Genomic DNA, 26,920 nt, shown 5'->3' on the forward strand with positions numbered 1-26,920 from the left:
GGCGATGCCCACCCGTGACCGGTCCTCCTGATTTCGCCGAGCTTTGCTTGAGCGAGTTTTTTCTGAAAATCTTTATCCGTTCAAGCGATTAGAACCAAGTCGGCATAAGCTGGAAGTATCTTCTTTCATGCTGGCGAACCTCGGGTGGCCCAATCGGCCACCCGAAGCAAACCACCTCGGTAGCCATGAAGCCCGTCTCTCTCCTGCGCCGCGCTCGCCGCGTGTTGGCGACCGTCGTAATGCTGTTGCTGCAGGTTGCCTTGCTGCTCTGTCTGGGGCTGGGCAGTGCCAGCGCTGCGGCAGCGGCGCCCCCCGTCGTCGTCATCCCGCTGACTGGCGCGATCGGCCCGGTCCGCGCCGATTTTTTCACCCGCAGCCTCGCGCAGGCGCAAAAGGACCAGGCGCAGTTAGTCGTGCTGCAGATGGACACGCCGGGCGGGCTCGATGTGTCGATGCGCCAGATCATCCAGGCGATTCTCGCCTCGCCGGTGCCGGTCGCCTCCTTCATCGCCCCGGGCGGCGCCCGTGCCGCCAGCGCCGGCACCTACATCCTCTACGCCAGCCACATCGCCGCGATGGCGCCCGGCACCAATCTGGGTGCAGCCACGCCGGTGCAGATCGGCGTGGGTGGTTCGGAGCCGTCGCCCGGCAAGGCGCCGAACGAGGACAAGTCCGCCAAGACCGCGTCGGGCGGCGAGCAGTCGCAAAGCACCATGGAGCGCAAGCAGGTGAACGACGCCGCCGCCTATATCCGCGGGCTGGCGCAGCTGCGCGGCCGCAATGTGCAGTGGGCCGAGCGCGCGGTGCGCGAGGCGGTGAGTCTGTCGGCCGACGAGGCGCTGGCGCAACGAGTGGTCGACCTGACCGCGCGCGATGTGCCGGATCTGCTGCATAAGCTCGATGGCCGCAAAGTGACCACCACCGGTGGTGTGCGCGTGCTGCACACCGCCGGTGCCGCCGTGGTGACGATTGAGCCGGGCTGGCGTGACCGCCTTCTCGCCGCCGTCACCGACCCGAGCGTGGCGCTGATCCTGATGATGATCGGCATGTACGGGCTGTTTTTCGAGTTCTCCAACCCGGGCTACGTTCTCCCCGGCCTTGCCGGCGCGATCTGCCTGCTGGTCGGCCTGTATGCGCTGCAACTGTTGCCGATCAACTACACCGGTCTCGCGCTGATCCTGCTCGGCCTGGGCTGCCTGCTGGCCGAGGCGTTCCTGCCCACGTTCGGCACGCTCGGGGTCGGGGGCATCGTCGCGTTCTCGATCGGCGCGCTGATGCTGATCGATACCGACGTGCCGGGCCTCGGCATTCCGATCTCGCTGATCGCGGCACTGGCGGCGGTGACCGGCCTGTTCGTGTTCGGCGTGTCCGGCGTCGCGATCAAGGCGCGGCAGCGCCCGGTGGTCAGCGGCGGCGAGAGGCTGGCCGGCAGCGTCGGCGTGATGCTCGACGACCTGCCATCCGGCGACGGGGAAATGGAAGGCTGGGCGAGCGTCCTCGGCGAGCGCTGGCGGGTGCGCAGCACGGTGCCGCTGCAACGCGGCAATCAGGTACGGGTGACCGGGCGTAACGGGCTGATCTTGATCGTCATGCCGCTTAACGACAAAAAAGGAGAACAGCGATGATGGAATTCACCTTGGGATTCGGCGGTGTGCTGATCCTGCTGCTTTTTTTGCTGCTCGTTTCGGCGTTTCGCATCTTTCGCGAATACGAACGCGGCGTGGTGTTCATGCTCGGCCGCTTCTGGAAGGTGAAGGGGCCGGGGCTGGTGATCATCATCCCGGTGGTGCAGCAGGTGGTACGGGTCGACCTGCGCACCGTGGTGTTCGCCGTGCCGCCGCAGGACCTGATCACGCGCGACAACGTCTCGGTGACGGTCAGCGCGGTGGTGTACTTCCGCGTGATCGACCCGGAACGGGCGATCATCCAGGTGGCCCAGTTCCTCGAAGCCACCAGCCAGCTGTCGCAGACCACGCTGCGCTCGGTATTGGGCAAGCACGAGTTGGACGAACTGCTCGCGGAGCGCGAGCGGCTCAATCTCGACATCCAGAAGGTGCTCGACGCGCAGACCGACGCGTGGGGGCTGAAGGTGTCCAATGTCGAGATCAAGCAGGTCGACCTGCGCGAGTCGATGGTCAGCGCGATCGCCAAACAGGCCGAGGCGGAACGGGAGCGGCGCGCCAAGATCATCCACGCCGAAGGCGAAATGCAGGCCGCGGAACGCCTGCTGCAGGCGGCGCAGACGCTGGCGAAGGAGCCGCAGGCGATGCAGTTGCGCTATCTGCAGACGCTCACCAATATTGCCGGCGACAAGAGCTCGACCATTGTGTTTCCGTTGCCGATAGATCTGATCTCTAAGTTGTTGCCTCTGGTTGACCGGAAGACGCCGCCGGAGTGAGGGGGGCTGCGCTGCCATGCTGAAAGCGTCATCAATGAGGTTGGCCGAAAGCCGTCGCGGCGTTCGGCCAACCTTTTGTTTGTCTGGAGTACGGCTAATTCAACCAGCGGTTGCTGATCTTCTGGTACTCGCCCCCGGCCTTGAGCAGGTGCAGCCACTGGTCGACGTAGGCCTTAGTGTCGACATCGCCACGCGGCAGCATCAGCGCGTTTTCGCTGTACTGCAGCGGCTTGTCCGGGTTGACCGCGCACAGGCCCGGGCGCAGGCGCTGCTGCACGCGCGCCTCGGCCGACTCGGTGACGAACACGTCGGCGCGGTCGGCGAGGATCTCGTCGAAGATCGTCAGGTTTTCCGTGTGCAGGGTCAGCGTGGCGTGCTTGAAGTTGGCGCGGGCGTAGCGCTCGTTGCTGCCGCCCGGGTTGGCGATCACCCTGACGCCCGGCTTGTCGATGTCGGCCACGCTCTGGTAGCGCTTCACGTCGGCACAGCGCACCAGCGGTGCCTTGCCGTTGACCATGTAGGGGGCGCTGAACCAGGCCTTCTTCTGACGGTCGAGCGACACCGAAATGCCGCCAGCGGCGATATCGCATTTGCCGGCGGTGAAATCGGCCATCAACGTCGGCCAGCTGGTCGGCACGTACTGGACCTTGGCGCCGAGCGAGGCGGCCAGCGACTGGGTCAGGTCGATATCCAGCCCTTCGTAGACCCCGGGTGCGGTCGCGAAGCTGAACGGCTTGTAGTCGCCGGGGGTACAGACGCGCAGCACGCCGGACCGGATCACGTCGTCGACGGTGGCCGCGCCGGCGGGCAGGGCGGCGAGGGCGCTGCCGATCAAGGCGGGCAGCAGGGCGAACCACTTCATGGGCGTTCCTTCTGGAGGGCGATGCGACAAGCATCAGGCCAAGGCCGGGCAGAGGGCAACCGGCAGGGCGCCCAAGCGGAACCTCTGCGCTGGGTTTTTCGGCTCTTACACCACGGCCAGTACGCTGACCTCCCGGTAGAACAGCTGGCACAGCTGTTTGGTGACGTCGTCATTCTGGTTGCCGGGTCGGCAGAACAGGCCGACTCGGGTCGGTGGCACCACCGGCAAGGCGTCGTTCGGCAGCTGCTTGACGCCGTAGGGGAGCGCGTCAGGCAGCAGTGCGGCGACACCCAGACCGGCCTCGACGGCGGCCAATACCGCCTGCAGCGAGGTACTTTCAAACGCGATGCGCCACGGTATCTGTGCCTGGTTCAGCGCTGCCAGCGTGGCATCGCGCCACGAGCAGGGCGCGAAGAACATCACTAAGGGTAGCGGACTCATTCCCCAGTGCGCGTCCTTTCCGACCCACACCAACGGACAGTTCACCACCCATTGTGGGGGAGTACTCAGCCCGGAGGCCGTGGCCGGGTCGGCGATCAGCACGTCGAGTTGGCCCTGGCGGAAGGCTTCGGCCATTTGCACCCCCGACGCCACCTGCACGTCCAGCTTGAGCCGTGGGTGCACCGCGGCGAAGTCGGCGAGCACGCGGGGCAGCCGCGAGCCGACGAAATCTTCCATCAGGCCGATGCGGCGTTGCTGCTCCTGCTCGAGGTCATGGCCGCTCACTCCCGGGATCACCTGATCGGTCAGCGCGACGATGCGCTCCGCGTACGGCAGAAGCGCCTCGCCCGCTTTGGTCAAGGTGATGCCACGGGGCGAGCGCTGCAGGATGGCTTGGCCCAACCGTTCTTCCAGTTTGCGCACCTGCAAGCTCAGGGCGGGCTGCGTGCGTCCCAGCTGGGCGGCCGCACGGTTGATGCTGCCCGAGCGCACCACGGTCACAAAGGCCCGTAGCAAAGTGGTGTCCAGATCCATGGTTATAAGCAATTCATATGACAAGAATAGTAATTGTCAGTCTACCTATAGCCAAGACCGGTCGCTACGATGATGTCACTGCACGACAACAAGGAAACCATCATGTATCTCGCAGCGATTTTGTTGGCGGTGGCCGGCTCGGTGGTCTACCACCTGTCGATCAAGCAGGTGCCCTCTTCGTTGAACCCTTTTTTCTCGCTCGCGATGAGTTATGGTGCGGCGCTGCTGCTCTGCCTTGTCGGTACCGCGCTGCATCCGGAGGGTAGCAAGAGCGTGTCGTCGCTGAACTGGAGCACAGCCGGAGTGGCTGTCGGGATTCTGGGGATTGAGCTGGGCTTTCTGCTGGCCTATCGGGCGGGCTGGAACGTTGGCCTGGCGGCACTCAGCTCGAACCTGCTGACGACCCTGGTGCTACTCCCGCTCGGCTATCTGCTGTTTCGCGAACAACCGTCGCTTGCCAGGATGGGCGGAGTCGTGTTGAGCATGGTGGGGCTGTGGTTGATGGCATGGAAGTGAGGCGCGGTAGTCCACCAGCTGATCGAGCGGCATCTCTTCCCGGCGAATCATGCTCAGTCAAGCTGTGCGACAGTGGGGGCAACCGGGCGGGCGGTCTTGCGGCCGACGTCCCGGTCCGGTTGGCTGGATAGCCTTCCCTGCTGTCCGGGCGGTGCCGGTGTTGGGCGGACGTTCGTCAGCGCCCACCCGGCTAGGCTAGCCCGGCAGCTTCGCCCCCAGCACATCGATGCGTTCAATCACCGGCGGCGTGGCGAACAGCGTGTCCGCCTGCGCCATCAGCGCCGCAGCGATCTTGCCGTTCAGGTGTGCCTGCCGGCCGGCTTCGTCGGCGAAGGCGTCGAACACCGCAAAGGTGCTCGGCCCCAACCGCAACGCAAACCAGACCGGCGTGGCCGGCTCCTGTTCGGCCAACGTCAAGCCCGTCGCGAGAAACGCTGCGACGTCGTTTTCCTTGCCCGGCTTGGCTTCCAGTCGGACGAACAGCGCGTAGTTGACCATCTTCTTCTCCTTGCCACGGTGAACCGACAGATCAAGCATAGGCGTGGTCCACGGTCGCGTCGGTCCCGATTCGATCATCCGCGCGGCTAGCGCTTCTGCCCGCAACGGCAGTCGTTTTGCAGCGACAGGCAGCGGCGGTTCACCCAGCAACGCAGCGGCGGGCCGGAAGGGTGGCCCAGTTTGGTGAGCCAGTAGCTAAGCCGCATCAGCCGGCGGCGAAGGGTCCGGACATAATGGCCCAGGGTGTGACGCTGCCGGCTGTACGGCTGTCGAGGGGCGGAGACAAGGACGTGGCGCGGGACGAGCAGGGGCATGACGACTCCAGTAGCGTTGGCTTGGCCCGAGTGGGCGGCCACCTGATGCTAGGAAACACGCCGTAAAGAAACCGCAGAAATGTTGGCGGGGCGCGTAAAAAGGCCATAAAGACGCCAAGGGGGATTGGGCATCGGTGATGACGTGGATAGCGGTCGCGTAGAACGTAGCTTGTATCCAGTTAGGCAAGCCTATATTCCAGAGGCAATGGTAAACTCGTCGCTCCATTCATCTGGCCGCGCCCGGAGCGTTTCATGGCGGAACTGTTGACGCATTTCACCAGCAAGTACTTGTTCATCGTGGCCGGCCTGCTGCCGATCATGAACCCGCCCGGCATGGTGCCGATCTTCTATTCGTTCACCTGCCAGAACAGCACCGCCGACCGCGCCTATCTGGCGCGCCGCATCGCCATTTACTGCTTCGTGCTGCTGCTCGCCAGCATGTACGTCGGCAGCTTCGTGCTGGAGATCTTCGGCGTGTCGCTGCCGGTGGTGCAGGTGGGCGGCGGCCTGCTGCTGACCTTCGCCGCCTGGCGGATGCTCAACGACAACCCGGCCGAGAGCAACCCGCCGTCGGCCGAAGAGGCGATGGAAGTGGTGGCGGTGGGGCGTGACCTGTTGAAGCAGCGCGCGTTCTTCCCGCTGACCTTCCCGCTGACGGTGGGGCCGGGCTCGATCTCGGTGGCGATCACCATCGGCGCCTCGCTGAGCAGCACCGAAAAGGGCCTGATGAAGCTGGCGGTGGCGCCGGGGGCCAGCCTGGCGGCGGTGGCGACGCTCAGCTACGTCGTCTACCTGTGCTATCGCCATTCGGACAAGGTGCTGCGCTACCTCGGCTCCACCGGCACGGTGGTGTTCCTGCGCCTGACCGCGTTCATCCTGCTGTGCATGGGCATCCAGATCATGTGGAACGGGGCGAGCGCGCTGGTCGGCGAGCTGGTGCGCGACAATGCCGCACTGCTCGGCAAGCTGCACTGAATCCAACGTGCCTGCGCAGCCTAGTCGCGTAGCGGCTTGAACGCGCGGTCCTCGCCGGCGCTGGCCAGCAAGTCGAGCGACAACGGCGCCTTGTCACGCAGCAGCCAGCCGAATAGCACCGTCGCCGTCACCGCACCGAGCAGTTGCGCGACGATGAAGCCGGGCGTGTCGCTCGGCCGGATCCCGGCGAAGGTGTCGGTAGCCGCCCGCGCCAGCGTGACCGCCGGGTTGGCAAACGAGGTCGAGGCGGTGAACCAGTAGGCGCCGACGATATACGATGCCACCGCAAAGGGCACCGTCTCGGGACGGCTGCGCGAGCAGCCGAAGATCACCGCCAGCAGGCCGAAGGTGGCGACAAACTCGCTCCACCATTGCGACGGGCCGGTACGGATGTGCTGCGAGGCGAAGAACAGCGGCTCGCCGAACATGCCGTGGGCCGCCGCCACGCCGCAGAAGGCTCCCAGGATCTGCACCAGCACGTACAGCGTCGCCTCCCTGCCGGATAGCTCGCGGCGGATCGCCGCGGCCAACGACACGGCCGGGTTGAAGTGGGCGCCCGAGATGCCGCCGAAGGTCAGGATCAGCGCGACCAGGCCGCCCCCGGTGGCGATGGCGTTGGCCAGCAACGCCAGGCCGACATTCCCGCCCGACAAGCGCTCGGCCATGATGCCCGAACCGACTACCGTGGCCAGCAGCAAGGCTGTGCCCAGCCACTCCGCCACCAAACGACGACGCAAATCCATTGCTTATTGCTCCGTTATCAATGCACAAGCCCGCTCGACATCGAGCGGGCGATCGGGTTCGGTGGTTCAGTCCACCCTGGTGTCGCCGATTTCCTGCAGCGTCGTCTTGAGGCTCAGTGGTTCCAGCTTGTCGTCCGGCAGGCTGACCAACAGCTCGATACGGTGCTTGATCTGGGTAAAGATCTTGCGGAACGACGCCTGCAGCGCTTCCTCGGTGTCGCCGTGCGGATCTTCGTAGCTCCAGTGCGCGGTCAGCGGATGGCCCGGCCAGATCGGGCAGGCCTCGCCCTTGGCGTTGTCGCAAACGGTGATCACGATGTCCATCTTCGGCGCATCCGGGCCCTCGAACTCGTCCCACGACTTCGAATGCAGGCTACTCGTGTCGTAACCGATCGAGTCCAGCAAGGCGATGGCATGCGGATTGACGCGTCCGGACGGGTGGCTGCCGGCGCTGAACGCGTGAAAACGCCCCTGGCCCAGCGTGTTCAGCCAACCTTCGGACATCACGCTGCGCGCCGAGTTGGCGGTGCAGAGAAACAGGACGTTGAATACCTTCTTGCTCATGAAGCTCCCCATTGGAATGTGTTCAGCAGCAGCCGCTGCCGGGTGTGCAGGTGTTCTTAGGCGTGATCCTGATGCGAGGGGCTGCCGGCGCACAGCACACGCTGCTTTCGGGCGCAGCAGCGGGCTCGCCGCCGTTAAAGGTCGGCACCGACGCCAGCGTGTGGTAGCTCTCCCAGGCGATGCCAGAGGGGTCGGTCACCCAGTGCTTGTTGGATTCGGCATAGCAGCAGGCGGTCCCGGTCTGCGTGACCATGCTGATGTCGGCCGCCTGGAGCTGGCCTTGCAGCTGCGCCAGCTCTTCGTCGCTGTCGACCTGAAAACCCAGATGATCGAGCCCGGCTTGCGCGCCGCGACTGGAGATCGCGAAATTCAGCCGCGGGTCGTCCAGCATCCACTTGGCGTAATCAGGCTTGAGCACCGCGGGCTGGGCATTGAACAGCGCCGAATAGAAGCGGATGCTGGCGTTGAGGTTGTCGACGGCGACATGGACGTGAAAGCGTTTCATCGTTAGATCTCCGATGTTCAATCGTTAGCGGCAGCCACCATCGCAAGCCGTCGCCGTGCCGGCGGGCAGGCAGGTTTCGCCGCCGCAACAGTTCTCGGTGAGAAAACTGAGCAGCTCGTTCATCTCCTTGTAATTTGCCGAGTAGAAAATAAACCGACCCTCCTGCCGGGCGGTGATCAGTCCGGCATGAGCCAGTTCTTTCAAGTGGAAGGACAAGGTGGCCGGGGCGACGTCGAGTCGCTCGCCGATCCGGCCGACCGGCAGTCCCGCCGGACCTTGCTCGACCAGCAGACGGTAAATCGCCAGGCGCGTTTCTTGCGCCAGGGCGGACAATAATGTGACGGCGGTCTTAGTTTCCATATTTCCATGTTTATCGAATTGAAGACTGAGGTCAATACAATTCGACAGATATCGAAACGATGGGGGGCGGGCCGTACAGAATGGCCCGTCACGTTGGCCGAATCGTTGTCGCTCGTAAAAATGAATGGAGAAACACATGAAGTCGTTCACCACCCGTGCCGTATTCCTGATGGCGCTGCTCTCGCCGGCGCTGCTGACCAGCCCGCTCGTCCATGCTGATCAGGCTGCCGCCGTGCAGACTACCGATGCGGAGCTGGCCGCCAAGGTCAAAGCGGCGCTCGACAGCGATCCGGAACTGAGCAAGCTCGGTCTGAAGGTGACCAGCAAGCAGAGCGAAGTGACCATCGACGGCAACATGACCGACGATCAGCAGATGTTGAAGGCCGGGCTCATCGCCGAGAAGGTGCCGGGGGTGAAATACGTCATCAACAATATGATGATGGCCAAGTAAGGCGGACAGGCCGACGCGGTACGCTTGGCGGCGGCGGTTCGTCATGCACAAGGGGCACCTGTTCATACAGGTGCCCCTTGTCTTTACCGATACGAGCTCGTTCAGCGCTCGAAGCCGAAGCCCTGGGCGCGTAGCGCCGGCGCTACATCCGGGAAGTACACCGACTGATAGTACTCGGCCGTATTCTGGCCCCACGGCTGGCCGTCGGTACGGCCGATGCTCTGCCAGTAGTCGAGCAGTTCACGGTCGTAATCGGCGATCGCCGCGGCCATGCCTTCGGCCTGATAGCGCTCGTCGTGGCGGAAGGTGGACAGCGGCAGGCGCGGCTTGCGCGGTGCCGTGGCCGCCGGGTAGCCGAGCGCCATGCCGACCAGCGGGAAGGTCAGCGGCGGCAGGTCGAGCAGTTCGATCAGCGCGCGCGGGTCGCGGCGGATGCCGCCGATCGGCACTACCCCCAGGCCTTCTGTCTGCGCCGCGGCCATCAGCCGCCCCAGCGTGATACCGGCATCCACCGCGCCCACCATCGCGCCTTCGACGCTGTCGTGGATCACCTGCTGCTTGCCGGCGGCCTCGACCCCCAAGGCGGTCTTGCTGAAGTCCATCACTATCGTGATGAACACCGGCCCTGGGCGATCCAGGGCTGGCCGCCGGCGATTTTGGCGATCTCGGCGCGGCGTGCCGGGTCCTGCACTACCACCAGCGAGACCTGCTGGCCGTTGACTGAGGTCGGGCCGCGCCAGCCGGCCTCGATGATGCGCTCGAGCACCGCGGCCGAGATCGGATCGCTGTGGTAGGAGCGGGTGCTGGTGTGCTGTACCAATACGTCATTCAGGGACGGGGAGGTGGGTGTGCTCATTGGTTCTAACTTTCATGGTCACGGTGGTTGATATCTCCACATGTAATGACGAGGACGTTTGCTTGCAAGAGGGGATAGGGAAAATCATTTGGAATATGACTGTCCATCATCTCCGTCACGAAAATTTCAAGCCAAGCCACCATTCGCCATCTATGTTGTATGTTGTATGAATATATTGCGGCGCAGCAGCGCCGCTTGCAGTCGACCACAGGAGACGAGCGATGGCGGGACAACAGAAGAACGGAACGGATCACAGCAGCCAGCGCAAGGTAGTGCTGGTGTTGCAGGGCGGTGGGGCCTTGGGGGCCTATCACATCGGCGCCTATCAGGCGCTGCACGAGGCCGGCTTCGAGCCGGACTGGGTGACCGGCATTTCGATCGGCGCGATCAACGCCGCGGTGATCGCTGGCAACAAGGCGGACGAACGACTGGCCGCACTCGATAATCTCTGGGACGCGATTTCCCGCCCGGACGAAACCGGTCGCGTGCTGTATGGTTCGCTACTGCGCTGGTACAACCAGTACAGCGTCGCCGAAGCGATGACCCTCGGTCAGCCCAATTTCTGGCGTCCACGCCTCCCCAGCCCGCTGGTTCTGTCCTCCAGTCCGACCGATCAGGCGAGCTTCTACGATACCTCGCCGATGCTGGAAACCTTGCGTACCCACGTCAATTTCGAGGGCCTCAGTAAAACCGGCCACGGCCGGCTGTCCGTAGGCGCTACCCGGGTCGACACCGGCGAGCTGGAGTTTTTCGATTCGGCCGAGCAGGCAATCGGCCCCGAGCATGTGCTGGCTAGCGGCTCGCTGCCGCCGGGCTTTCCGGCCACCCAGGTCGACGGCCACTACTACTGGGACGGCGGTTGCGTGGCCAACACGCCGCTCAACGCCATCCTCGACGACCAGGGCAGCGATGACCTGTTGGTGTTCATGATCGATCTGTGGAACGCCGAGGGCCCGCTGCCGACCTCGATGGACGAGGTCGCCTGGCGCCAGAAGCAGATCCAGTACGCCAGCCGCAGCCGTCAGGTCGAAACGCTGTGCCGGGTGCACAACCTGCGCCATACCCTGGTGCAGCACGGTCTCGCGATCGAGCCCGATGCCGCCACCGAGGCGGTGGAAGGCAAGGCGCTGGCCGTGCCGCCGCGCCGGATCGACATCGTGCACATCATCTACCAGCCCACCGCCGAGGAAAGCTCGTTCAGCGACGCCGAGTTCTCGCGCTCGTCGATCGCCCGCCGCCGCGAGGCCGGCGCGCACGACCTAAAGGTCGCGCTCGACCATGCGCCGTGGAATCGCCTGCAGTTGCGTGCCGCCCCATTGTCGGCACCGGCGGTGTTGCACCGCTTGCATGTTGGCGAGCTGAAGAGCCTAGTGCCGCGCTGAGGCGAGCGGTGTTGAGCGAGCAGAGGCGGCCCGGTGCCGCCTTTGTTCGTTTTGTGGGATGTGTCAGTGGTTAACCGGATCGTTGGCCGCAGCGGCAAGGAAGCGTGCGACGTCGGCCTGCAGCTGCGGGTAGAACGCCAGAAATTCGGCGTCGAGCTGCCGGTAGGCGGCGACCAGGTCGTCGATGCCGCCGGCCACCGAGTTGGGGCGCGACAATCGGGTCTGCGAGAAGCCCCGCAGGGTCGCGGCGATGCCGTCGAGCTCGCGGTAACTGAGCAGCCAGTCGTCCGCCGTCATTCGCGGCAGGATGCCCAGCAGTCGTGGTGGCAGCAGCGCGTGGCGGGCGGCGAGTTCGGCGTACACCTGGTGGGTGAACTCGGCCAGCGGCCGGTCGGCAAACTCGTCCCAATGCCGTGCGAGGAAATGGTCGTAGAAGATGTCGACCAGGATGCCGGCGTAACGGTGCCGCTCGGCGGCGATATGGGTCTTGCTCGCCCGAAACAGCGGGTGCGCGTCGGTATAGCGGTCGATCTGGCGGTGCAGCGTCATCCCGGCGACGATGCCCGGCGGCAGGTGACCCGCGTTGGCCGGCTTGACGAAGTCGCCCAGCAGGTTGCCGACGCGCGCTTCGGCGTCGTCGGGAGCCAGGTGCAGGTGGGCGAGGTAGTTCATGTGCGGGTTCCCGGAGCGGTCGTCGGGTGGCCGATCGCGTTACCAGCCGAGGCGGGGTAGCACCAGCCGGTAGGACGCGCGCCGTTCATACCGTCATGATACCGGCGATGAAGGGCAAGGACAGGGCCATCGCTTTGCCGACGTCGCGCTCAGCCGGCGGCCGTCAGCCCCGCCAGCCGCGCGCTGGCCGGCGCATAGCCCTGCGCCGCGGCCACACCGTACCAATGCCTAGCCTTGCTCGCATCGTTCCACACCTCGGCAAACACCCCCAGATTGTAGGCGGCCAGATAGCTGCCGCGTCCCTGCACCTCGGCGCAGCCGTCGCCGAGCTCCAGGCAGCGCTGCCAGCACTGTTCGACCGTCGCCACGTCGGCAGGGTTGTCGGGTGGTTGGCGAATGAACAGCTCAAGCAAGGTGTCGGCCAGCACGAAGAAGAAATCGGCACTGTGCTGTTGACGCTCCTGCTCGGCGCCGGCGAGGACCAAGGCTTCGTCAAACGCCTCGCAGGCTTTCAGGGTTTGCAGGAAACGCACTACCAGGTCGGACTCCCAGGTATAACGGCCGGGGCGTAGGCGGTAGCTGTCGGCATAGTGACGGCGCGCCTCGTCGTGTCGGCGGATCGCCTGCCATTCGCGCCCCAGCAGGTAGTGCAGGGCGGCATCTTGCGGCGCGGCGGCCAGTTCGGCCTGCAGCAGCGGAATATTGCGCGCGCTCTTGTCGGTGTCGAGGTAGCCGGCATGGCGGACCACTAGGCCGCTGTCGCGGTAGGGCAGCTCGGCCACGACTTGCTCGTGGATGCGCCCGCGGTAGCGCACCCCGTGCGGCAACAAGCGGCTGATGCGGCTGACGCTGGTCTGCACCTCGCCGTTGTCCTGCCGGAAGGTGCTGTGAATCGCCACCTGGCCCAGGCAGGGCGCACTGTCGGTGATGAAGCGGCGCAGCGTCTCGCCGCCGGCGATCAGCGTTTCGTCGGCGTCGAGCACCAGCACCCAGTCGTAATCGGCCACCGCGTCGAGCGCCGCGTTGCGCGCGGCGGCGAAATCGTTACACCAGGCGAACCGGCGCACCTCGGCGCCGGCCCGCTCGGCGATGGCGATCGTGTCGTCGCTGGAGCCGGTATCGAGCACCAACATATGGTCGACCCAGGGGTGGACGCTGCCGAGGCAGCGGGCGAGGTGGGTGGCTTCGTTCTTGACGATCATCGCGAGGGCGAGGCGTGGCTGGGACATGGTGCGGAGGCCGGGTGTCGGAAACGGGAAGTATTCTGACACGGTCGGCCGCCCGGCCCTAGCGGCCGGTGAGGCGGGCCAGCCGACCACCGTGCGGCATTACCCGCCGGACGGCAGTTCACGCCGGCAACGCCGTCGCGAACCGGGCGTATAGTAGTTCGTTTCACCCCGTCGCCGAGGTGCTTATCAATGTTTCCGCTCGAAGTCTGGCTGACCTATACCACCGCCTGCCTCCTGCTGGTGCTGGCGCCCGGTCCGGACAACCTGCTCGCGATCAGCCGCGGCCTGAGCCAGGGCCGCCTGGCGGCGGGGGTATCGGGGCTCGCCTCCGGCGCCGGCATTCTGTTCCACGTCGCGGCGGCCACCTTCGGGCTGACGCTGTTGATCCAGGCCTCGGCGCTGGCATTCTGGCTGGTGAAGATCGTCGGTGCACTCTACCTGCTGTGGCTCGGCATCCGGGTGCTGCGCTCGCGCAGCCTGATCAGCTTTGCACCAGTGGTGCGCCAGCCCTTGTCGAGCATCTTTGCTACCGGTTTCCTGTCGGCGGCACTCAACCCCAAGCCGGGCCTGTTCGTGCTTGCCTTCATCCCCCAATTCGTCAGCCCGCTACGCGGCACCGTCACCACGCAGATGCTGGTGTACGGCGGCTGGTTTGCGCTGCTGACCGCGCTGGGCTTCGCCTTGATGGGGATGTTCGCGTCGCGCTTGGCCAACTGGCTGCGCCAGCGGCCGCGGGTGGTGGCCGGCCTGAATGTCGGCGCCGGGTTGACCTTCGTGGTGTCGGGGCTGTCGGTAGCGGCGTTGCGGCAGAAGTAGTGGTTCAACTGGAGTGGCATAGCGGCGGCGTGGTTTACATCATCGGGGACGTTGTCATTGCAACGCGGTTGGGTGCCGCGTCATGCTAAGCAGGCTGAACATCATGAATCGGAACATCGTATGGCGCCGCCGGGCGGAACTGATGCTGGCGCTGACCGGCTGGTTTGCGCTTTGTCTGCAGCTAGGTCTTGGCGTACGCGCCGGGCTCGAGCGCGGCGTGCCGTGGTCGGACTCGGTGCTGAACTATTTCAGTTACTTCACCATCATGACCAACCTGCTGCTGGCACTCGAGCTGAGCGTGCCGCTGTTGGCACCGGCATCGCGCTGGGGGCGGTTTTTCCAGCAGCCGACGATGCGCTCGGCGTCGCTGGTGTATATCACCATCGTCGGGCTGGTGTACGCGCTGCTGCTGCGACAGCTGTGGAACCCGACCGGGCTGCGCCTGCTCGGCGACGTCCTGCTGCATCGGGTGATCCCGGTAGCGTACCTGGTCTACTGGCTGCTGTTCGTGCCGCCGGCGCGGCTGCGCTGGCTGGTGGCGCTGCAATGGCTGGGGTTTCCTGGGCTGTACCTGGCCTACACGCTGTTGCGCGGGGCGTTGATCGACCGCTACCCGTATCCCTTCCTCAACGTGCAGAGCCTCGGCTATTCGGGCGTGCTGGTCAATTCGCTGCTGCTGGCGCTGGCCTTCGTAGTGATGAGTGCCTTGATCGTCGCCTTTGACCGGCACCTGAAGACACGGTCGGACCGGTCACTGCGCCGTGATAGCTAGTGTCTCAAGCGGTGTGCTGCAGCGCCGACCAGCGCTGCACCGCCGCCTGCAGCTGTGGCAGTCCTTCGAGGATCGCCGACGGCCCCGGCGACAGGATGTCGGCCGATTTCATCTCGAGTACCAGAGCGTTGAGCACTGCCGGGATCTCATCCCAGCCGGGCCGGGCAGCCAGCAGGTCGGGGCGGAACTTGCGACCGCACCACGAGCCGATGATCACGTCGGGCGCCCGCCGTATCACCTCGGTCGGGTCGGCGATGATCCGGTCGCGCGCGGCCGGCTTGGCAGCGAGGTCGGCGAACACGTCGACGCCGCCGGCCAGTGCGATCAGTTCGGACACCCAGCCGATGCCGCAGATCATCGGGTCGTTCCACTCCTCGAAGTAGACGCGCGGCCGCTCCAGTAGGCTGGCGGCGTGTGCGGCGGCGGCGGCGAGGCGGGCGGCCAGCTCGCTGACCAGCATCTCGGCGGCGGGTTGCCTGTCGACCAGCCGGCCGAGTGTGATGATCATGTCGAGGATGCCTTCCAGCGTGCGCTGATTGAACACGTGCACTTCCACCCCGGCGCGGATCGCGTCGGCGACCAGTTCGGCCTGCATATCGCTGAATGCGATGACCAGGTCCGGCTCCACCGCCAGGATGCGGTGGATCTGGCCGCTGGAAAAACCGCAGATCGCCGGTTTGTCCTTGCGTGCCCGGCGCGGCCGGGTGGCGAAGCCGGAAACGCCGGCGATGCGGTCTTCGGCGCCCAGTAGATACAGGGTTTCGACCGCTTCGGTACTCAGGCAGGCGATACGGTGATAGGCGCTCACGAACGATACTCCGACAATGACGGGTGCACTGTGCGGCGTTGCGCCGCAGGGTTGGCCGAACGCGGCGGCGCACGAGCGGGCAAAACGCGCGATAATCGGCGCCCGTTACTTTAATGAAAGACCATCACCATGTCCGACGATACCATTCGTCTGTCCAAACGCATGACCGAACTGGGGCTGTGCTCGCGTCGCGAGGCGGACGAGTTCATCGAGATGGGGCTGGTGAAGGTCGACGGCGTGGTGGTCAACGTGCTGGGCAGCCGGGTCCGTCCCGACCAGACCATCGAGCTGACCCGCCAGGCGCTGGCACAGCAGGCCGAGCGGGTGACCGTGCTGCTCAACAAGCCGGTCGGCTACGTGTGCGGCCCGGCCCAGCAGCCGGGCGAGCGACCGGCCTGGCAACTGGTCAAGCCGGAAACCCGCGCCCGCGCCGACCGCTCCGGCTACACCTTCCTGAAAAAACACACGCACAACCTGGCGCCGGCCGGCCAGCTGGAGGTCGATTCGGCCGGTCTCTTGGTACTGACCCAGGACGGCCGCATCGCCCGCAAGCTGATCGCCGACGCCGCCGACTTCGAGCAGGAGTGGCTGGTGTGGGTGGACGGCGGCCTGAACGATGTCGTGCTGGCGCGGCTCGCCGCCGGGGTCGAGATCAATGGCGTGCTGGTGAAACCTTCCAAGGTTAGTCGGCAGAGCGATGCCCAGCTGCGCTTCGTGCTGCGCGACAACACGCCACGGCTGCTGCGTCGGCTGTGCGAGTCGGCCGGCCTGCGCGTCGAGCAGGTGAAGCGCATCCGCATCGGCCGGATCGCGCTGGGCGAGCTGGACGTGGGACAGTGGCGCTACCTGGCGCCGCACGAGCGGTTCTGAGAACCCGCCCTCAAAGTTACTGCGCGGGCGTGATCTCGGGTTGGGCAGTCAGCGTGCGAATCTATTGATTCGCTCAGCGATCGGGAGTCCTCATGTACTGCAGTACATTCCGGTTCCTGCGCGCTGTCCGCCCCTCGCTGACGCCCGCTCGCTACACTTTGAGGACGGGTTCTGAGTAGGTACTGTACCGGCGCTAACCGAACCAGACTGCCCCTGCGCCACAGCCGGCAGGCATGTTAGGCTGGGTTATTCCTGTTCCTGAGTCGATGTGATGTCACAACTTGCCTTCGTGCCGGCCCAGGCCGAACACGCCGCCATCATCGCCGCCTTGCATACCGCCAGCTGGCAATCTGCCTACCGTGGCTTGTTGCCCGACACCTACCTCGACAACGAGGTCGCCGCCGAGCGCCTTCAGCACTGGCAGGAACGGCTGGGCGATGGCATCGGCGGGCCGTTCGAGGTGTTGCTTGCCGTGCTGGATAACAAGCCGGTCGGGTTTGCCTGCCTGCAACCGTTGGCCGAACCGGAGTTCGGCGTCTATCTCGACAACCTGCACGTGATGCCGTCGGTAAAGGGCGTGGGGCTGGGCAAGCAGCTGCTGGCCTGGGCGGCGCGACGGGCCGGGGAAGGTTGGCCGGACAGGCCGCTGTTCCTGTACGTGCTGGAGGCAAACGTCGAGGCGCGCGAGTTTTACCGGCGGCTGGGTGGGATGGAATCCGCGCCGTTTCCGGGCCCGATGCCCGGTGGTGTGACGCTGGCGACGCGCCGGGTGAGCTGGCGCGATGTGTCGGCGCTGGTCGCTCGGCTGCAGCGTTAAGAGCCGCTAACAAACCCCTCCTGGCGTTGTTGCACTGCCTTGCCGTACTACTTGTACTGTCTGCGGCAGTGCGCCTAGCCAGGACCGCTGCGCTGGGTTTTGTTAGCGGCTCGCTCTAAGCAGGTTGCAATAGGGCTGCAATAAAAAGGCGAGGCCGCGGCCTCGCCTTTTGCATGGTGCCGGCGCGGTTCAGCGTTCCAGCAGCGCGTGGAATTGGGCGATCCAGTCCGGGTGTGCCGGCCAGGCCGGGGCGGTGACGAACAGGCCGTCGGTGACGGCCCGGGTCACCTCCAGGTCGACGTACTCGGCGCCGGCCTGGCGCACTTCCGGCGCGCAGGCCGGGTAGGCGGAAATGCGCTTGCCGCGGATCACGCCGGCGGCGGCCAGGATTTGCGCGCCGTGGCAGATCGCCGCGATCGGCTTGTTGTTGTGCGCGAAGTGCTGCACCGCGGCCAGGATTTTCTCGTTCAGTCGCAGGTATTCGGGCGCCCGGCCACCGGGGATCAGCAGCGCGTGGTAGCTCGCCAGCTCGACGCCATCGAAACTGGCGTTGAGGGTGAAATTGTGACCTCGCTTCTCGCTATAGGTCTGGTCGCCCTCGAAGTCGTGGATAGCGGTGCGGATCTGCTCGCCGGCCTTCTTGCCCGGGCAGACCGCGTCGACGGTATGGCCCATCGCCTGCAGCGCCTGAAACGGCACCATCAGTTCGTAGTCCTCGACGTAGTCGCCACACAGAATCAGGATGCGCTTGCTCACCTTGGTCTCCTTGTCGTGCACCGCCGCCGGTGGCAGTGCCAACTACACTCTAGCCGCTGGGTGACTGCCGCGCCGCGGCGGGCTTTGCTATGCTGGCGGTCATTAAAGACAAAGAGATAACGACAATGACACTAGAGCAATTCGAAGCCACGCTGGCCGACGCCGCCCCGCCGGCTGGCCTGTCCGAACCGCTGACCAGCCTGTGGCTGGTCGCCAACGACCGCTGGGAAGAAGCGCACGAGCTGGTGCGCCACGAACAGGGCGCCTACGCCTGGGTGCACGGCTATTTGCACCGGGTCGAAGGCGTGCTGTGGAACGCCGACTACTGGTACGGCCAGGCCGGCAAGCGCCGCCCGTCCTGTAGCCTGCAAGACGAATGGCGTGCCATCGCCGGCGCGCTGCTGACGGCCTGAACGGCGCCTGCGAACGGCACCGGATTCGACTAAGCTCGGGTCAGTAGAGCCTGACCCGACTATTCATCACAAGGATTCACCCACCATGACTGCTCACGCCATCTGCGTTCATCAACCGGGCGATACCTCGGTGCTCAGCTACGAACCGGTCGAGGTGTCGGCTCCCGGCGTCGGCGAGGTGCTGCTGCGCCAGACTGCCATCGGCGTCAACTTCATCGACATCTACTTTCGTACCGGCCTGTACCCGACCAACCTGCCGTGCATCCTCGGCCAGGAGGCGGCCGGGGTCGTCGAGGCGGTCGGGCCGGGTGTGACCGAGTTTCAGCCGGGCGACCGCGTCGCCTACGCCGGCGTGATGGGCGCCTACGCCACCCACCGGCTGATCGGCGCGGCGCGCCTGGTGCCGGTGCCGGACGACGTCAGCGACGAAGTGGCTGCCGGCACGTTGCTGCGTGGCATGACCGCGCAGTACCTGGTCAAGCGCACCTTCCCGGTCGCACCGGGCATGACCGTGCTGATCCATGCCGCGGCCGGCGGCGTCGGCCAGATCGCCAGCCAATGGGCGCGTGCACTCGGCGCCAAGGTGATCGGCACCGTCGGTTCGGTGGCCAAGGCTGCGCTGGCGCGTGACTGGTGCGATCACGTGATCAACTACAGCGAGGAAGACTTCGCCCAACGGGTGCGCGAAATCACCGACGGCAAGGGCGTGCCGGTGGTGTACGACGGCGTCGGCGCCGCGACCTTCGAGGGGTCGCTCGACAGCCTGGCGCTGCGCGGCATGCTGGTCAGCTTTGGCAATGCCTCCGGTGCGGTGCCGCCGTTCGCGCCGGTGCTGCTGTCGCAGAAAGGCTCGCTGTTCCTGACCCGGCCGACGCTCGGTCACTACACCGCTACCCGCGAGGAACTGCTGGCGACCGCCGCCGACTACTTCGCGGTGCTGGCGAGCGGCGCCGTCAAGGCCGAGGTGGGGCAACGCTACGCGCTGGCCGATGCCTCCCACGCACACCACGACCTCGCCGCGCGCAAGACCACCGGCGGCATCGTGTTGCTGCCGTAAGCCGGCGCGGTGTTCGCTTGGCCGAACACAGTAGCGGCCAAGCGGGCCCGTGCTAAGCAGGAGTCGATCATGCAACCTTCCCAATGCCCCCCCCCTAGCGAAGCCCGTCAGCTGCTCGAGTTGCCCAACGTCGGCCCGCACAGCGCCGATGACCTCGTGCAGTTGGGCATTACCGAGCCGCAACAGCTGGCCGGGCGCGACCCCTATCAGCTTTATCAGGAGCTCTGCCGGATCACCGGCCAGCGTCAGGACCCGTGCATGCTCGACGTGCTGATCTCGGCGGTGCGCTATATCGATGGCAAGGGCGCCAAACCCTGGTGGGCCTACACCGGCGAACGCAAGGCGCTGTTGGCCGGCGCCGAGCTGTTCGGCCAGGCTCCGGTCAAGGAGTCCGAATGAGTCGATGCGCCGTCGCGCCGGCGCTGCTGGCGTGCTCCGCGCCGGTGCATGCCGGCGACGGCCCGCTCAGCGCCGATCACCAGCGCTGCCTGGACCAGGCACGCAGGCGATGGTCGAGTGCAACGCTCAGGAATACCGCCGCCAGGATGGGCGGCTTAACCGCGCCTACCGTGCTGCATTCGACGCGCAGACCGCCCGGCGCAAGCCGGCGCTGCAGCAGGTGCAACGCCAGTGGCTGCGCTACCGCGACGCCAACTGCGGCTTCTTGGCCGACCCGGACGGCGGCAGCATTGCTCGGGTCAACGCGACCCTGTGCACGGCGACGATGACCGCGACGCGGGCCGCCGAGCTCGAACAGCTGCTCGGGCCGTGAGCGTGGCGGACGGTCCCGCTGCCGGCTAGCGGGCTGGTGCTTCTGGGCCCAATCTGACTCCTCTTCTGACGGCGATTTCTCCGGCTGGCCAAGCGGTGGCGAGCTACAACGAAAGTGCGCCCCGGCGCAGGTCGTGGTGAGTTTTCAGGAGGAGGACTGCCATGGTATTGCTCTCCCGCGACACCCCCAATCCGGCCCTGCTGCTGGGCTTTGCCGGGCTGATTCCGTTTGTGATGCTGGCGCTGATCGCCAACCTGGAGTCGGGTACGCCGCGCATCGAAGCGATCAACATCTTCTTCGCCTACGGGGCGTGCGTGTTGAGTTTTCTCGGCGGTCTGCACTGGGGCTTGGCGCTGGCCGACCAGCTCGAATCGCACGAGCGCTGGGTACGGATGAGTTATTCGGCGGTGCCGCCGCTGCTCGGCTGGCTGGCGCTCTTGGCGCCGTGGACGCAAGGGCTGGCGGTGTTGGCGGTGGCCTTCATGCTGCAGTACCGCATGGACCGGCGACTGGCACACCAGGCCGATCACCTGTATCCCGACTGGTTCCTGCCGTTGCGGCTGACGCTGACCGTGGTCGTGCTGCTATGCATGGGACTGCTGGTCAGAGTGCTCTGAACGGCGCCTTTCAGGTCAGAATGCTTGGCCGAACCTGGCTGTAGGCGGGTTCGGCCGAGTCGTTTTTGCTGCTGGCGGCGCTGGGCCGTCCGCCATAGCTGTTGTCGTTCTGCACGTGACGGCAAGCAGCCGTCGCCGCCAACCGTACCCCCCATTAAGAAACCGTCAGTGTAGGGCTCCGGGCAAGCTATTATTGGCCTAGCCGAATAGCATTTCGAGAGCCTATTAATGATTGCATCGTCAGAACAACCCTGCCGGATTCTGATCATCGATGACAGCGTAGCCAACATTCGGCTACTGAGCAGCCTGCTGAAGGACAAGGGCGAGATCCTGTTCGCCACGAGCGGCGAGGCGGGCATCGAGATCGCCCAACAACGGCAACCGCAATTGATTCTGCTCGACGTCGAAATGCCGTCGGTGGACGGTTACGAGGTGTGTCGCCGACTGAAGGCCGATCCGGCGACAAGCGATTGCGCCATCATGTTTGTCACTTCTCATCGCAGCGCCGAGCATGAAGTGGCCGCACTGGAGGCCGGTGCGGTCGATTTCATCAGCAAGCCGCTCAATCCACCGGTAGTCCGGGCTCGGGTGCAAACGCAACTCACCGTCAAGCAACAGGCCGAACAGTTGCAACAGCAGGTCAATCGCGATGGCCTGACCGGCCTCTACAACCGCCGTTATTTCGATGGGCGTCTCGAGACAGAGTGGCGCCGGCATCAGCGCCTGCCTGCTCCATTGAGCCTAGTCATGATCGATATCGATCACTTCAAAGCCTACAACGATGGTTATGGTCACCTGGAGGGGGATGCCTGCTTGCAAAGCATCTCTGCGGTGCTACAGGTTGCTACCCGCCGCCCAGGTGAAATCGTGGCTCGCTTCGGTGGCGAAGAGTTTGTCGCCGTCCTGCCCAATACCTCGTTGAACGAGGCGAAAAAATATGGCGAGGGGATTTGCGACCAGATCCGTGCGCTTAATCTGCCGCACCAACTCTCCGACACGGCGAGCATCGTCACCATCAGCGTCGGCGTCGCCTCGTGCGTGCCAGATCCCAGCCGCACCACCCTTGAGTTGATCGAGCAGGCCGACCGGGCCTTGTATCGCGCCAAAGCCGCTGGCCGGAACCGACTCGAGGCGGCGGAATAATTGTTTCGACGATCGACTTCGCGTTCTGTTTGGAGGAATCAGGTGTCCATCCCCCCCATGCCTGCGCAAGATGATGCTTCACCGTCTGACCGTCATTTTCTCCTGAAGGCGGCGCTTTACGCGCTGGTGTTCTACGCGCTGGCCCTGCTGTGTATGGCGCTCTCGCGGGCGTCCAATAACATCGCCTTTGTCTGGCTGCCGAACGCCATCATGTTTGCCGGTCTGGTACGCAGCCCCCGACGCGAGTGGGGCGGGTTACTGCTGGCCTCGCTCCTTGGCAATGTGGTCGCCAATCTGACGCATGGCGACACTGTCCTGTTCAGTCTCGGTGTCAGTCTGGCCAACGTGACAGAAATCGTCCTGGCCGCCTGGCTGGCGCTGCGCTACGCCGGCCTCGAGGAAGGCTCGCTCTCACCGAGTGCGGCAATCAGAGTTCTCGGTCTGTATACCCTTGTCGCCGCGCCACTCGGCGCGGCGCTTGGTAGCACGATCGTCTGGGCGAGCATTGGTGTGCCCTGGCAAGCGGTGTATGGCAACTGGTGGTTAGGCGACACCATCGGCGCACTGCTGTTGGCGCTGCCTGGCCTGATGATCACGCGTCGTGATATCGCCGATCTCTTCAACGGGGCACGTGGTGTTGTTTTCCTGGCCTCGGGGGGGCTGGTCATCCTAGCGACGTGGGCGCAGCTGGAGTTTTTTCCCTTTCCTTTCATTTGCATTGCGGTCTTGCTGACCTTTGTGGCCCTCCGTCAGGGGGGGCTACGTGCCGTGCTCATCGCCAACCTGACGATTTTCGTGCTCGGCATGTTGCTGTTATTGGGTTGGGTTTCGCTTCCGCCGCTGATCGCCGTCGCCGGTGCCAAGCCCATCTGGGCCACGAGCGCATTGGCGACCCTGTTTCCGGCTCTCGTCGGCATCGTGGCCGACCAGTTGCGCGAACAAAGCTCACGCCTGACTGCCAGCGAGGCGCGTTTTCACGGCACCCTGGAGTTCGCCTCGACCGGTTTTGCCCTGGCGGACACCAACGGCCGGGTGGTTGAGGTCAACGGTTTCTTCTGCAAGATGCTCGGCTATGCCCGCGAAGAATTGCTGGGGCTTTCCCATGTCGATATTACGCACCCGGAAGACCGTACCCTGTCGGTGGAGCAGCTGCGTCGTCTGTTGGGCGACGAGATAGACACCTATATGCTCGAAAAACGCTATCTGCACAAGGATGGCCATACCGTTTGGGTCGAAGTCAAGGTGTCCCGTCTCAAGGGGGAGGTCGCTCAGCCGCGCCTGATTGTCCAGGTCGACGACATTACCATCCGCCGTGAGCACGAACAGGCATTGCGACAGAGCGAAGCGCGTTTTCGCGGCGCGCTGGAGTTTGCCGCCACCGGTTTTGCGCTCATGGATCAGTCGGGCCGTTACGTCGAAGTCAACGGGCACTTCTGCCGCATGCTGGGCTACCCGCGCGAAGAGTTGTTGGGAAGAAGCTATCTCGAGGTCACCCATCCCGACGATCACGCAATGGGCATCGAACACATGCGGCGTCTGCTCGCGGGGGAGAGCGCCGCCTACCAACTGGAAAAGCGCTACCTGCACCGGGACGGCCACGCGATCCTCGCAGACATCAAGGTGTCCCGGCTCGACGGGGCCGACGGCCAGCACAATATCATCTTACAGATCGACGACATCACCGTGCGACGCGCTCAGGAGCAGGAGATCCTCAGCTTGTCCGAGCGGCTTCGCCTTGCCACCGGCGCAGTCGGCATGGGCGTGTGGGATTGGAACATCCAGACCCAGGCACTGGTATGGGACGAGCAGATGTTCCGACTGTACGGCCTCGAACCCGACAGCGGCTCAAACACCTACGAGATGTGGCGACAGCGCGTCCACCCCGACGATTTGGCCGCCGCCGAGGCACTGCTCGAGGCGGTGATTCGCGGCGATGCGACGTTCGACACCGTGTTTCGCATCTTCAGGTCCTCCGGCGAGACCCGCCACATCCAGGCCACGGCCGTCGTCATCGACGATCAGGATGGCCGGCCATTGCGTATGGTGGGGGTGAACCGGGATATTACCGAGCAGCGCCAGGCTCAACAGGCCCTCTCGACGGCCAAGGAGTTGGCCGAAGAGGTCAGCCGGGCCAAGAGCGAGTTCTTGGCCAATATGAGCCACGAGATCCGAACACCGATGAACGCGGTACTCGGCATGAGTCATCTGCTCGGCAATACCCCGCTGTCGGCAGAGCAGAAGAAGTACCTCGACATGATCCGGGTATCGGGTCAGTCCCTGCTCGGCATCCTCAACGACATCCTCGACTTCTCAAAGATCGAAGCCGGCAAGATGGCGCTGGCTCCGAGTGAGTTCCAGCTGGACGAAACGCTGAACGCGCTGGCGACGATCATGACTGTCAACATCGGCCAGAAAGACCTGGAGCTGGCGATCGGCGTCTCCCCTTACGTACCACAGGTGCTGATCGGCGACGCACTGCGTCTGCAGCAGGTGCTGGTCAACTTGGCCGGTAACGCCATCAAGTTCACTGAACGTGGTGAAGTGGCCGTATCGGTCGACGTGGCCCAGTGGCAGGACAGCCACGTCCTGCTGCGCTTCGTCGTTCGCGACACCGGCATCGGCATAAACGAGGAGCAACAGTCCCGGCTGTTCAACGCCTTCGAACAGGCCGATGGTTCCACCACGCGCCGTTTTGGTGGCACCGGCCTCGGCCTGGCCATCTGCCGGCGCCTGGTCGAGATGATGGGGGGCGAGATCGGCGTCCACAGCACCCCCGGCGTAGGCAGCGAATTCTTCTTCACCGTGCCGCTGGGCGTGGCGTCCAATATCGCTCAGACCGCCCGCCGACCGAGCATGGGGAGCTTGCGACTACTGGTGGTGGACGATAACGAGACCGCGCGGTCTTTCCTCGAGCAAATCGTCGACGCGTGGGGCTGGCATGCCGATGTGGCTAGCTCTGGCGAAGAGGCATTGCGGTTCTTGAACGCCGATTTGGCCGCCGGACGGCACTACGACGTGGTACTCAGCGACTGGCAGATGCCGGGCATGGACGGCCTGGCCACCGCTTTGGCTATCAAGGCGGCGGCCAGTGGCACCGTTCTGCCGGTCATGATCATGGTCAGTGCCTTTGGCCACGATACCTTGGTGCATCAGCCGGAAGTGGGCAAGATCGACGGTATCCTGATCAAACCGATCACCGGCTCCAGTCTGTACGATGCCTTGCACGAGTCCTTAGTGAGGCGGCGTGGCCGCACGGATTTTCGGGGCTCAGTGGCTCAAGCCACAACATTAGGCCGCCTGGATGGCGCCCATCTTCTGCTGGTCGAGGACAACCGCCTCAACCAGGTTGTGGCAAAAAGGATTCTTGAATTGGCCGGTGCGACGCTGGAAATCGCTACCGATGGCCAACAGGCGGTAGACCTGCTGCGCGCCAGCCCAGACCACTATCATGCGGTGCTGATGGATGTGCAGATGCCGGTCATGGATGGCTTCACCGCCACCCGGCTGATTCGTCAGGAGCTGAAGCTGACCCTGCCGGTGATCGCCATGACGGCGGGGGTGATGCAGTCGGAACAAGACCAGTGCGCGGCATCGGGGATGGACGACTTCGTGGCCAAGCCGCTGGATGTGAACAAGATGCTCGGCACCATTCGCCGCCACCTTCCGGCAGGGCTCGCTGCCGAGCGTCCCGCCGCTGCGGCAGCCACACTGGCGTGGCGTGCTGCCGACGCCACGACAGCACTTTTCGCGCCCGATGTTGTGCTGAACGTGCTCGGGGGAGACGTCACCCTGCAGTACACGCTGATCCGACAGTTCACCGAGACCAACCGAACCGCCGTTGATGATGTTCGCCAAGCTCTGGCGGATGAGCAGCCCCATGATGCTGCACGGATCCTGCACACCCTGAAAGGCACGGCCGCCACATTGCGTGCTGACGCACTGGCGCAAGCGGCTGCCGCTGCCGAAGCGGTAATCCGGAACGAAAACCAATCGTCCTATCTGGCCCGGCTAGGCGAGGTCGAACAGGCACTTGGGGAGGCGTTGGAGGCGATGAACCAGTGGCTGGCCGGTCAAACCGAGCGACGTGCCGACACTGCCGTGGCTGTGCCATTGGATGGGGTCGCCCTCGAAACGTTGTTGCGACTACTGTCGCAACACAATATCGAGGCGTGCGAGGCCTACGCGGAGCTGCGCCCGGCCTTGTTCGGCGTGCTTCCGGCCGAGGCGTTAGCCGAAGTGGACCGGGCCATCGATGGGCTTGATTTTCACCGGGCAAGGCAGACCTTGCAACTTCACGCACCGCATTCTTAAGTGCCGTTAACAAAACGGTTGGAGGCAAGTCGCCCGTAGCGGCGTCGCGAGAGGGGCAAAAAGCCTGGCGCTGACCCGCAAATTGCCGGCTTCGAGGCTTGCTCGGTCAATAATGACGATTTTTAAGTGGAAGTACGTATATAACGCCACCAGTACTTGGGCTAGGATTAGTTCGCGCCCCACAGCGGGGTGGCTCACGTTGGATGTGAGCCCTTATGTGTTGAGATTTACGTCGTTTTCCTGTCGCCCTTCGGTGCGATCTCGACTGTTTGGCATCCTCTCGATCTAATTCGCGGCTAGCCCCTCCGGTTAGCCGTCTTTTTTTTGTCCGCGCGACGACCCGGCGGTGCTTGCGCTAGAATGGCGGGGTGTGGCGATGTCGATCAATGGCGTCTCGTCGCACCCGATTCAAGAATCATTGCAGCCTGGGGCGGCCTCTGCCGCCCCTTGCCATTTTGGAGTCTCGCC

Annotated in this window: 30 protein-coding genes and 1 other RNA gene; 18 read left to right on the plus strand and 13 right to left on the minus strand. The window is 64.7% G+C overall.

Going from position 1 to position 26,920, the window contains the following annotated elements; translation table 11 throughout:
- Positions 1-185 precede the first annotated feature (185 nt).
- Positions 186-1,625, plus strand: coding sequence for an NfeD family protein (locus ACZ2IA_RS06195; RefSeq protein ID WP_470291709.1), 1,440 nt, complete (start codon positions 186-188; stop codon positions 1,623-1,625).
- Positions 1,622-2,398 (plus strand): slipin family protein, encoded by a 777-nt coding sequence (locus ACZ2IA_RS06200; RefSeq protein ID WP_470291710.1) that lies wholly within the window; start codon positions 1,622-1,624, stop codon positions 2,396-2,398. The genes ACZ2IA_RS06195 and ACZ2IA_RS06200 overlap by 4 nt, the downstream gene beginning before the upstream one ends.
- Positions 2,399-2,492: 94 nt before the next feature.
- Here ACZ2IA_RS06200 and ACZ2IA_RS06205 read toward each other — a convergent pair whose 3' ends face one another.
- The gene (locus ACZ2IA_RS06205) at positions 2,493-3,260 is read right to left on the minus strand and encodes a transporter substrate-binding domain-containing protein (protein WP_470291711.1); all 768 of its coding nucleotides are present in this window, start codon (positions 3,258-3,260) and stop codon (positions 2,493-2,495) included.
- 105 nt (positions 3,261-3,365) lie between these two features.
- The gene (locus tag ACZ2IA_RS06210) at positions 3,366-4,235 is read right to left on the minus strand and encodes a LysR substrate-binding domain-containing protein (RefSeq protein ID WP_470291712.1); all 870 of its coding nucleotides are present in this window, start codon (positions 4,233-4,235) and stop codon (positions 3,366-3,368) included.
- Between the two features lie 69 nt (positions 4,236-4,304).
- Here ACZ2IA_RS06210 and ACZ2IA_RS06215 point away from each other — a divergent pair, with 69 nt between their 5' ends.
- A complete protein-coding gene (locus ACZ2IA_RS06215) occupies positions 4,305-4,751 on the plus strand; it encodes an EamA family transporter (protein ID WP_470291713.1) in 447 nt (148 codons plus the stop codon).
- Between the two features lie 195 nt (positions 4,752-4,946).
- On the opposite strand, the gene ACZ2IA_RS06220 is transcribed toward ACZ2IA_RS06215, so the two are convergent.
- Complete coding sequence (locus tag ACZ2IA_RS06220) at positions 4,947-5,288, minus strand: putative quinol monooxygenase (RefSeq protein WP_470291714.1); 342 nt, start codon at positions 5,286-5,288, stop codon at positions 4,947-4,949.
- Between the two features lie 527 nt (positions 5,289-5,815).
- Between ACZ2IA_RS06220 and ACZ2IA_RS06225 the strand changes: the two genes are divergently transcribed.
- The gene (locus ACZ2IA_RS06225) at positions 5,816-6,538 is read left to right on the plus strand and encodes a MarC family protein (protein ID WP_470291715.1); all 723 of its coding nucleotides are present in this window, start codon (positions 5,816-5,818) and stop codon (positions 6,536-6,538) included.
- A 20-nt stretch (positions 6,539-6,558) separates the two neighbouring features.
- Here the strand turns inward: ACZ2IA_RS06225 and ACZ2IA_RS06230 are convergent, their stop codons facing one another.
- From ACZ2IA_RS06230 to ACZ2IA_RS06245, 4 genes are all read right to left on the minus strand, one after another.
- Positions 6,559-7,281 (minus strand): MIP/aquaporin family protein, encoded by a 723-nt coding sequence (locus ACZ2IA_RS06230; protein ID WP_470291716.1) that lies wholly within the window; start codon positions 7,279-7,281, stop codon positions 6,559-6,561.
- Between the two features lie 66 nt (positions 7,282-7,347).
- Positions 7,348-7,845, minus strand: coding sequence for an arsenate reductase ArsC (locus ACZ2IA_RS06235; protein WP_470291717.1), 498 nt, complete (start codon positions 7,843-7,845; stop codon positions 7,348-7,350).
- A 22-nt stretch (positions 7,846-7,867) separates the two neighbouring features.
- The gene (locus tag ACZ2IA_RS06240) at positions 7,868-8,350 is read right to left on the minus strand and encodes an ArsI/CadI family heavy metal resistance metalloenzyme (RefSeq protein ID WP_470291718.1); all 483 of its coding nucleotides are present in this window, start codon (positions 8,348-8,350) and stop codon (positions 7,868-7,870) included.
- Positions 8,351-8,374: 24 nt separating this feature from the next.
- Positions 8,375-8,710, minus strand: coding sequence for an ArsR/SmtB family transcription factor (locus ACZ2IA_RS06245; protein ID WP_470291719.1), 336 nt, complete (start codon positions 8,708-8,710; stop codon positions 8,375-8,377).
- Between the two features lie 136 nt (positions 8,711-8,846).
- Between ACZ2IA_RS06245 and ACZ2IA_RS06250 the strand changes: the two genes are divergently transcribed.
- Positions 8,847-9,161, plus strand: a complete 315-nt coding sequence (locus ACZ2IA_RS06250; protein ID WP_470291720.1) for a BON domain-containing protein — start codon at positions 8,847-8,849, stop codon at positions 9,159-9,161.
- A 101-nt stretch (positions 9,162-9,262) separates the two neighbouring features.
- Here ACZ2IA_RS06250 and ACZ2IA_RS06255 read toward each other — a convergent pair whose 3' ends face one another.
- Both ACZ2IA_RS06255 and ACZ2IA_RS06260 read right to left on the minus strand, forming a co-directional pair.
- Complete coding sequence (locus tag ACZ2IA_RS06255; RefSeq protein WP_470291721.1) at positions 9,263-9,781, minus strand: nitroreductase family protein; 519 nt, start codon at positions 9,779-9,781, stop codon at positions 9,263-9,265.
- Positions 9,766-10,017: a nitroreductase family protein gene (locus tag ACZ2IA_RS06260; RefSeq protein WP_470291722.1), complete on the minus strand. Its 252-nt coding sequence runs from the start codon at positions 10,015-10,017 to the stop codon at positions 9,766-9,768. Before ACZ2IA_RS06260 ends, ACZ2IA_RS06255 begins: the two co-directional genes overlap by 16 nt.
- Positions 10,018-10,238: 221 nt before the next feature.
- Here ACZ2IA_RS06260 and ACZ2IA_RS06265 point away from each other — a divergent pair, with 221 nt between their 5' ends.
- Positions 10,239-11,399 carry a patatin-like phospholipase family protein gene (locus ACZ2IA_RS06265; protein ID WP_470291723.1) on the plus strand — a complete coding sequence of 387 codons (1,161 nt, stop codon included), beginning with the start codon at positions 10,239-10,241 and terminating at the stop codon, positions 11,397-11,399.
- A 63-nt stretch (positions 11,400-11,462) separates the two neighbouring features.
- On the opposite strand, the gene ACZ2IA_RS06270 is transcribed toward ACZ2IA_RS06265, so the two are convergent.
- Together ACZ2IA_RS06270 and ACZ2IA_RS06275 are read right to left on the minus strand one after the other, a co-directional pair.
- Entirely contained in the window at positions 11,463-12,071 is a 609-nt protein-coding gene (locus ACZ2IA_RS06270; RefSeq protein ID WP_470291724.1) for an acyl carrier protein phosphodiesterase, read from the minus strand.
- 149 nt (positions 12,072-12,220) lie between these two features.
- Positions 12,221-13,300 (minus strand): glycosyltransferase, encoded by a 1,080-nt coding sequence (locus ACZ2IA_RS06275; protein ID WP_470291725.1) that lies wholly within the window; start codon positions 13,298-13,300, stop codon positions 12,221-12,223.
- A gap of 189 nt (positions 13,301-13,489) precedes the next feature.
- Here ACZ2IA_RS06275 and ACZ2IA_RS06280 point away from each other — a divergent pair, with 189 nt between their 5' ends.
- Both ACZ2IA_RS06280 and ACZ2IA_RS06285 read left to right on the plus strand, forming a co-directional pair.
- Positions 13,490-14,116, plus strand: coding sequence for a LysE family translocator (locus ACZ2IA_RS06280; RefSeq protein ID WP_470291726.1), 627 nt, complete (start codon positions 13,490-13,492; stop codon positions 14,114-14,116).
- 103 nt (positions 14,117-14,219) lie between these two features.
- Positions 14,220-14,888 (plus strand): Pr6Pr family membrane protein, encoded by a 669-nt coding sequence (locus ACZ2IA_RS06285; RefSeq protein ID WP_470291727.1) that lies wholly within the window; start codon positions 14,220-14,222, stop codon positions 14,886-14,888.
- A 4-nt stretch (positions 14,889-14,892) separates the two neighbouring features.
- On the opposite strand, the gene ACZ2IA_RS06290 is transcribed toward ACZ2IA_RS06285, so the two are convergent.
- Positions 14,893-15,696 (minus strand): ABC transporter substrate-binding protein, encoded by an 804-nt coding sequence (locus tag ACZ2IA_RS06290; protein ID WP_470291728.1) that lies wholly within the window; start codon positions 15,694-15,696, stop codon positions 14,893-14,895.
- A gap of 129 nt (positions 15,697-15,825) precedes the next feature.
- On the opposite strand from ACZ2IA_RS06290, the gene ACZ2IA_RS06295 reads away from it, so the two are divergent.
- The 3 genes from ACZ2IA_RS06295 to ACZ2IA_RS06305 all read left to right on the plus strand — a co-directional run bounded on the left by ACZ2IA_RS06295 (position 15,826) and on the right by ACZ2IA_RS06305 (position 17,383).
- Positions 15,826-16,566 carry a pseudouridine synthase gene (locus ACZ2IA_RS06295; RefSeq protein WP_470291729.1) on the plus strand — a complete coding sequence of 247 codons (741 nt, stop codon included), beginning with the start codon at positions 15,826-15,828 and terminating at the stop codon, positions 16,564-16,566.
- 92 nt (positions 16,567-16,658) lie between these two features.
- Positions 16,659-16,733, plus strand: a non-coding RNA gene (locus ACZ2IA_RS06300) — sX9 sRNA.
- Between the two features lie 104 nt (positions 16,734-16,837).
- Positions 16,838-17,383 (plus strand): GNAT family N-acetyltransferase, encoded by a 546-nt coding sequence (locus ACZ2IA_RS06305; RefSeq protein WP_470291730.1) that lies wholly within the window; start codon positions 16,838-16,840, stop codon positions 17,381-17,383.
- A 189-nt stretch (positions 17,384-17,572) separates the two neighbouring features.
- Here the strand turns inward: ACZ2IA_RS06305 and ACZ2IA_RS06310 are convergent, their stop codons facing one another.
- The gene (locus ACZ2IA_RS06310) at positions 17,573-18,181 is read right to left on the minus strand and encodes a DJ-1/PfpI family protein (RefSeq protein ID WP_470291731.1); all 609 of its coding nucleotides are present in this window, start codon (positions 18,179-18,181) and stop codon (positions 17,573-17,575) included.
- 83 nt (positions 18,182-18,264) lie between these two features.
- Between ACZ2IA_RS06310 and ACZ2IA_RS06315 the strand changes: the two genes are divergently transcribed.
- The 7 genes from ACZ2IA_RS06315 (at position 18,265) to ACZ2IA_RS06345 (ending at position 26,452) form a co-directional block, all read left to right on the plus strand.
- Positions 18,265-18,552, plus strand: a complete 288-nt coding sequence (locus ACZ2IA_RS06315) for a hypothetical protein (RefSeq protein ID WP_470291732.1) — start codon at positions 18,265-18,267, stop codon at positions 18,550-18,552.
- A gap of 85 nt (positions 18,553-18,637) precedes the next feature.
- Positions 18,638-19,609 (plus strand): quinone oxidoreductase family protein, encoded by a 972-nt coding sequence (locus tag ACZ2IA_RS06320; RefSeq protein ID WP_470291733.1) that lies wholly within the window; start codon positions 18,638-18,640, stop codon positions 19,607-19,609.
- 69 nt (positions 19,610-19,678) lie between these two features.
- Positions 19,679-20,008 carry a helix-hairpin-helix domain-containing protein gene (locus ACZ2IA_RS06325; protein ID WP_470291734.1) on the plus strand — a complete coding sequence of 110 codons (330 nt, stop codon included), beginning with the start codon at positions 19,679-19,681 and terminating at the stop codon, positions 20,006-20,008.
- A gap of 109 nt (positions 20,009-20,117) precedes the next feature.
- Positions 20,118-20,381, plus strand: coding sequence for a lysozyme inhibitor LprI family protein (locus tag ACZ2IA_RS06330; protein WP_470291735.1), 264 nt, complete (start codon positions 20,118-20,120; stop codon positions 20,379-20,381).
- 161 nt (positions 20,382-20,542) lie between these two features.
- The gene (locus ACZ2IA_RS06335) at positions 20,543-20,998 is read left to right on the plus strand and encodes a DUF3429 domain-containing protein (protein ID WP_470291736.1); all 456 of its coding nucleotides are present in this window, start codon (positions 20,543-20,545) and stop codon (positions 20,996-20,998) included.
- A 228-nt stretch (positions 20,999-21,226) separates the two neighbouring features.
- The gene (locus tag ACZ2IA_RS06340; RefSeq protein ID WP_470291737.1) at positions 21,227-22,141 is read left to right on the plus strand and encodes a diguanylate cyclase domain-containing protein; all 915 of its coding nucleotides are present in this window, start codon (positions 21,227-21,229) and stop codon (positions 22,139-22,141) included.
- A gap of 42 nt (positions 22,142-22,183) precedes the next feature.
- Positions 22,184-26,452 carry a PAS domain S-box protein gene (locus ACZ2IA_RS06345; protein ID WP_470291738.1) on the plus strand — a complete coding sequence of 1,423 codons (4,269 nt, stop codon included), beginning with the start codon at positions 22,184-22,186 and terminating at the stop codon, positions 26,450-26,452.
- Positions 26,453-26,920 lie beyond the last annotated feature (468 nt).

The organism is Crenobacter sp. CS_VA4, assembly GCF_055597485.1.